The organism is Curtobacterium sp. B18 (genome assembly GCF_000333375.1).
Taxonomy (GTDB): Bacteria; Actinomycetota; Actinomycetes; order Actinomycetales; family Microbacteriaceae; genus Curtobacterium.
In genome coordinates, this window is record NZ_BACZ01000148.1 from 1 (window position 1) to 5424 (window position 5424).

A 5424-nucleotide genomic window follows, 5' to 3' on the forward strand; every position below is an offset into this window, starting at 1 on the left:
CGGCCGTGTTCCGGAACTCGCTCCCCCGGTGGTCGCGATGCTCGGCTACTACCTGCCGGTGCTGTTCGGCGGGGCGCTCGTCACCGAGCAGCTGTTCAACTACCCCGGCATGGGGCTGCTGTTCTGGAACGCCGCGCAGACGTCGGACTACCCGACGCTCCTCGGCTGCGTCCTCGTCATCTCGATCGCGACGGTGGTGGGCACCCTGCTCGCCGACGTCGCGCAGTCCCTCATCGACCCCCGAGTGAAGGCGAGCCGCGCATGAGCGCCGTCCAGCTGGCACCCGAAGCCCCGGGCGCCCCCGTCACCGTCGCCGCGACCGGGTGGCGCCTCGCCGTCCGCCGCTTCCGCCACAACACCCTCGCCGTCATCGGCCTCGTGGTCATCGTCGTCATCGTGCTGTTCTGCTTCGTCGGCCCGTTCCTGTACCCGACCGACCAGGTCCACACCCAGCTCGACCAGGTGAACCTCGCCCCGAGCGCCGCGCACCTGCTCGGCACCGACGCCGTCGGGCACGACGTCCTCGGCCGCCTGATGTTCGGCGGCAAGGTGTCGCTCATGGTCGGGATCGCCGCCGGGGTCCTCGCCACCGTGGTCGGCACGCTCTGGGGCTCGGTCGCCGGCTACGTCGGCGGCTGGGTCGACGCCGTGATGATGCGTGTCGTCGACGCCGGCATCGCGATCCCCGCCCTCTTCATCCTGCTCGTCATCTCGGCGATCACGACCCCGGGCGTCTGGGGGCTCATCGTGATCCTCGGACTCGTGTCCTGGCTCGTGCCGTCCCGCCTCATCCGGGCCGAGACGCTCACCCTGAAGAACCGTGACTACGTCCTCACCCTCCGGGCGATCGGCGGTTCGCACGCCCGCGCCATCGGCCGTCACCTGCTGCCGAACTCCGTGTCGACGATCGTCGTCGCCGCGACGTTCCAGGTCGCCGACGCGATCCTGCTCGTCGCCTACGTCTCGTACCTCGGGCTCGGCGTGCAGGCACCGGCGACGGACTGGGGTGGCATGCTGTCGGCGGGACTCACCGCCGCGTACTCGGGACGCTGGTGGCTCATCGTTCCGCCGGGTCTCGCCGTGATCCTGGTCGTCTGCGCGTTCAACGCCGTGGGCGACGGGCTCCGGGACGCCTTCGACGTGAGGGGCCGTTGATGTCCATCCTGACCACCACCGACCTCGGGGTCACCTTCCGCACGGAGTCCGGCACGGTCGACGCCGTCCGCGGGGTCTCGCTGCACGTCGAACCCGGGGAGACCCTCGCGCTCGTCGGCGAGTCCGGTTCCGGCAAGTCCACCGTCGCCCTCGCCGCGATGGGGCTGCTGTCCGGCAACGCCACCGCCACCGGGAGCGCCGTCGTCGACGGTCACGAGATCGTCGACGCCCCTGAGCCCTCCCTGCGGTCCCTGCGCGGGAACACCGTCTCGATGGTCTTCCAGGAGCCGGCGACCGCCCTCGACCCGCTCACCCGGGTCGGCGCGCAGATCGCCGAGGTCGTCCGGAACCACGGTGACGTCTCCGCCGCCGACGCCGCGGCCAGGGCCGTCGAGCTCCTCGGCCGCGTCGGGATCCCGTCGCCGGAGCAGCGGGCGCGCGCGTTCCCCTTCCAGCTGTCCGGCGGGCAGCGGCAGCGCGTGGTGATCGCGATGGCGATCGCCAACTCGCCGAAGCTCCTCATCGCGGACGAGCCGACGACGGCGCTCGACGTCACGGTGCAGGCGGAGATCCTCGAGCTGCTCCGTCGCCTGGCGGCGGACACCGGCACGGGCGTCCTGCTCGTCACCCACAACATGGGCGTCGTCGCGGACTTCGCGGACCGGGTCGCGGTGATGCTCCAGGGCGAGATCGTCGAGACCGGGAGCGTCGAGGACGTCCTGCTCCGGCCGCAGCACGACTACACGAAGGGGCTGCTCGCCGCGGTGCCGCGGCTCGCCGTCGCGGCGGTCGACGGGCCGGTCCCGACGGCCGCGGCGGCCACGCCCGACGCGGCGGACGGGAGGCACGGTGCGGCCCCGGTGGTCGACCTGCGGGACGTCTCGGTGACCTTCGGGCGCGGGGCGCGCGCCGTCCACGCGTTGCAGGGCATCGACATCGCGGTGCACGCCGGCGAGACCGTCGGCCTGGTCGGCGAGTCCGGCTCGGGCAAGTCCACGGCGGCCCGGGTCGCGCTCGGTCTCGTCACGCCGACGTCCGGCAGCGTGCACCTGTTCGGCTCCGACCTGCGCACGGCCCGCGGCCGCGACCGCCGGGCGCTGCGGTCCGGCATCGGCGTCGTGCTGCAGGACCCGGTGGCGTCGCTCGACGCGCGGATGTCCGTCGCGGAGTGCATCGCCGAGCCGCTCGCGGTGCACCGGCGAGGCATGTCCGGGGCCGACCGGCGGAAGCGCATCGACGAGGTACTCGACGCCGTCCGGCTGCCCCGCACCCTGGCGTCGCGGGCACCCCGAGAACTCTCCGGCGGCCAGCGGCAGCGCGTGTCGCTCGCCCGGGCGCTCGTGCTCTCGCCGCGGCTGCTCGTCGCCGACGAACCGACCAGCGCCCTCGACGTGAGCGTGCAGGAGACGGTGCTCGAGGTGCTGCGCGAGCTGCAGGCCGACCTCGGCTTCGCGTGCCTGTTCGTCTCGCACGACCTCGCCGTCGTGCAGCAGTTCGCCGAGCGGGTCGTCGTCGAGCGTCCCAGCACCCGGCGGTACACGTCCTCGAGCCCGGCGGCGGACCGCTCCCAGCTCAGCCGCTCGGCGTGTTCCCGGCCTGCGGCGGCGAGCGAGGCCGAGTACGACGCGTCGGTCAGGATGCGCTCGGTCTCCGCAGCCCAGACAGCCGGATCGCGGGACTCGAGCACCACCCCGGTCTCGCCGTCCACCACGGCCTCACGGAGTCCACCGGCGGCGGCGGCCACGACCGGCACCCCGGACGCCGAGCCCTCGAGCGCGACGAGACCGTACGTCTCGGAGTGCGACGGCACCAGCACGGCTGCCGCGCCGCGGAACAGGATCGCCAGGTCGGCCCGCGACTGCGGACCGACGAACGTGACGCGGTCGGCGATGCCGAGTCGGGCCGCGAGCCGACGCAGTTCGTCCACGTAGTCGCCCGCCTCGCTCGAGGCGTCCCCGGCGATGACGAGGGTGGGTCGCGCCTCCTGGCTGATGGCGGCGATCGCCTCGATCGCCAGGTCCAGCCCCTTCAACGGCTGCACCCGCGCCGCGGCGACCACGTAGGGGACGTCCGCGCGACGGGCGCCGGCGGCCGACGGTCGGAACACCGATCCGTCCACCCCCGGTGGCACGATCCAGATGTGACCCGATGCGCCGCCGAGGCGCGTCCGGACCGTGTCGGCCTCGGCCGAGGACACGACGACGACCGCGTCCGAGTCCTGCGAGAGCATGCGCTCGCCGGCCATCCGGCCCGCGGACTCCGGCCGCTCGCCCTCGGACAGCGGTGTGTCGCTTTCGGCCGCGATCGAGTGGAAGGACTGCACGTGCGGGATGCCGCGCTCCCGGGCCACGGGCAGCGCCGCCACCCCGGAGAACCAGTGGTGCGAGTGGAGGACGTCGTACGGGCCGAGGTGCTCGAGCTCGTGGCGGAACGGCTCGATGAACGCGTCGTGCTCGCCCTTCGGCACCGGTTCGGCGGGCCCCGCCGACAGGAACCGCAGGCAGACGCCCGGCACGAGCGAGACCGAGTCCGGCTGCGTCGGCGACGAGCGCCGCGTGATGATGTCGACGTGGTGGCCGCGGTCGGCCAGCGCCTCGGCCTGGTGGCGGACGACGACGTTCATGCCGCCGACCTCGCCGGAGCCGGGTTCGTCGCCGGGGGAGGTGTGCAGCGACACCAGCCCGATGCGCAGGGGTTCGGTGGTGGTGCTCACCGCGTAAGCCTAGCCGCGCGCCGGCCGCTGCGACGGGCGCGCGGGTGCCACCACGACGGGCCGTCGGCCCGCCTCGTCCAGGGCGTCGGACGGGAGGCGCGGATCGCCTCCCAGGACCTGCACCCGCTCGTCGCCGTGCCGCTCCCAGAACGCGGCCGTCCAGGCGCACAGTGCGCCGTCGAGCAGGTCCTCCCGGTGCTTGTGCGTCGGCCCGTGGATCCCGGAGGAGTCCGCCAGCGCCCGGGTCAGTGGATGCGTGTCGAGCCGAAGCGGTGGCTCCAGCGGCGCCTCGCGAAGCCGGCGCACGAGTTCGTCGAACGCCGCCGCCCGCCGAGCCCGGGCCGTCGCCGGCGGGACCGTGAGGTCGAGCCGCTTGTAGCGCGGCCGCTCGATGTCGTAGCCGAGCTCCTCGACGCCGACGAGCGTCGTGTACGGGTAGCACTCGAACATCGCCGGCCCCGTCCGCTCCCGCATCGCCGCCGTCGACGACACGTACCCGACGCCCAGGGCCGTCAGTCGCTCGAGGAGTCGGGCTCCGGCGCTCGCCGCGGATGCGAGGTTCGTCGGGTTCGCCGCGACCTTCCACCGGCCGTAGCGCTGGCCGACCTGCCGTTCGGCCTCGCGGATGCCCGTCGGGTTCGTCACGACGAGCGAGGCGTCCACGGCGATGAGGGAGCGCTCGCCGAGGTGTGCGGCGATCCAGTCGGTGACGGCGTCGACGCCCCGGGCCCAGTCTGCGTCGGTCACCCGGCCGCCGGCGTCCATCGCGACGAGCCCGGTCTCGTTCGGTGCGCGGGTCGCGGTGCCGAGGCCCCACGCCAGGTCGACCCCGAGGTACGCGTTCACCCGTCCATCGTGCACGCCGAGCGGGCGCGACGTGCCGCGCGCGGTCCGCCGAGCGGGCGGAAGATGCCGCTCCCGCGCGTCGAGCGGGACGTATTCTGCCCGCTCGGCGAGGCGGGCGGGCGGGCGAGGACGGCAGGGGCGCGGCTGGGGCCGGGCGCGGGCCCGCCCGTGTACGGTCCGCTGCATGGCGAGCGAAGCGACCACGCTGACGGTCCCGTGGCCCGACGGCGATCGGGAGGTCCGGATCAGCAGCCCCGCCCGCGTGCTCTGGCCCGACGCCGGGATCACGAAGCTCGACCTGGCGGAGTACCTCGTCGCCGTCGGTGCCGCGTTCGTCCGGGCGAACGGCGACCGTCCGATCTCGTTGCAGCGGTTCCCGGGCGGCGTTGACGGCGAGCACTTCTTCTCGAAGAACCCGCCGAAGGGTGCCCCCGACTACGTCCGCGCGGTCACGGTCACCTACCCGAGCGGTCGACAGCACCCGCAGCTCGTGGTGGACGAGCCGGCCGTCGCGGTCTGGGCGGCGCAGATGAACACGGTGGTCTTCCACCCGTGGGCCTCCCGTGCGGAGGACGCCGACCACCCGGACCAGCTCCGCATCGACCTCGACCCGCAGCCCGGCACCGACTTCCACGACACCGTCCCGGTCGCCCACGAGCTGCGGAAGGTGCTCGACGAGGTCGGGCTGACGGCGTGGATCAAGACGAGCG

The 5424-nt window shown here is 73.8% G+C and carries 4 protein-coding genes and 2 pseudogenes; 4 read left to right on the forward strand and 2 right to left on the reverse strand.

Annotated features, from left to right (window positions below; genetic code table 11):
* The 3 genes and pseudogenes from I5E_RS04070 to I5E_RS04080 all read left to right on the forward strand — a co-directional run.
* Nucleotides 1-265, forward strand: a 265-nt coding sequence (locus tag I5E_RS04070) for an ABC transporter permease subunit (protein WP_187290451.1), incomplete at its 5' end; no start/stop codon positions are given.
* The gene (locus I5E_RS04075; protein ID WP_022905868.1) at nt 262-1155 is read left to right on the forward strand and encodes an ABC transporter permease; all 894 of its coding nucleotides are present in this window, start codon (nt 262-264) and stop codon (nt 1153-1155) included. The genes I5E_RS04070 and I5E_RS04075, both read left to right, overlap by 4 nt.
* Nucleotides 1155-2609: pseudogene (locus I5E_RS04080) on the forward strand (ATP-binding cassette domain-containing protein); the annotation flags it as partial. The gene I5E_RS04075 and the pseudogene I5E_RS04080, both read left to right, overlap by 1 nt.
* A 152-nt stretch (nt 2610-2761) precedes the next feature.
* Here I5E_RS04080 and I5E_RS26865 read toward each other — a convergent pair.
* Nucleotides 2762-3778, reverse strand: a pseudogene (locus I5E_RS26865) (glycosyltransferase); the annotation flags it as partial.
* A 99-nt stretch (nt 3779-3877) separates the two neighbouring features.
* Nucleotides 3878-4714 (reverse strand): DUF429 domain-containing protein, encoded by an 837-nt coding sequence (locus I5E_RS04095; RefSeq protein ID WP_022905872.1) that lies wholly within the window; start codon nt 4712-4714, stop codon nt 3878-3880.
* Nucleotides 4715-4898: 184 nt separating this feature from the next.
* On the opposite strand from I5E_RS04095, the gene ligD reads away from it, so the two are divergent.
* Nucleotides 4899-5424 (forward strand): non-homologous end-joining DNA ligase LigD (gene ligD, locus I5E_RS04100; RefSeq protein WP_022905873.1); only part of this gene is annotated, 526 nt, incomplete at its 3' end.

Excerpts from the sequence above, each read along its gene's own strand:
- I5E_RS04075 (WP_022905868.1), top strand. The coding sequence starts at position 262 with ATGAGCGCCGTCCAGCTGGCACCCGAAGCCCCGGGCGCCCCCGTCACC.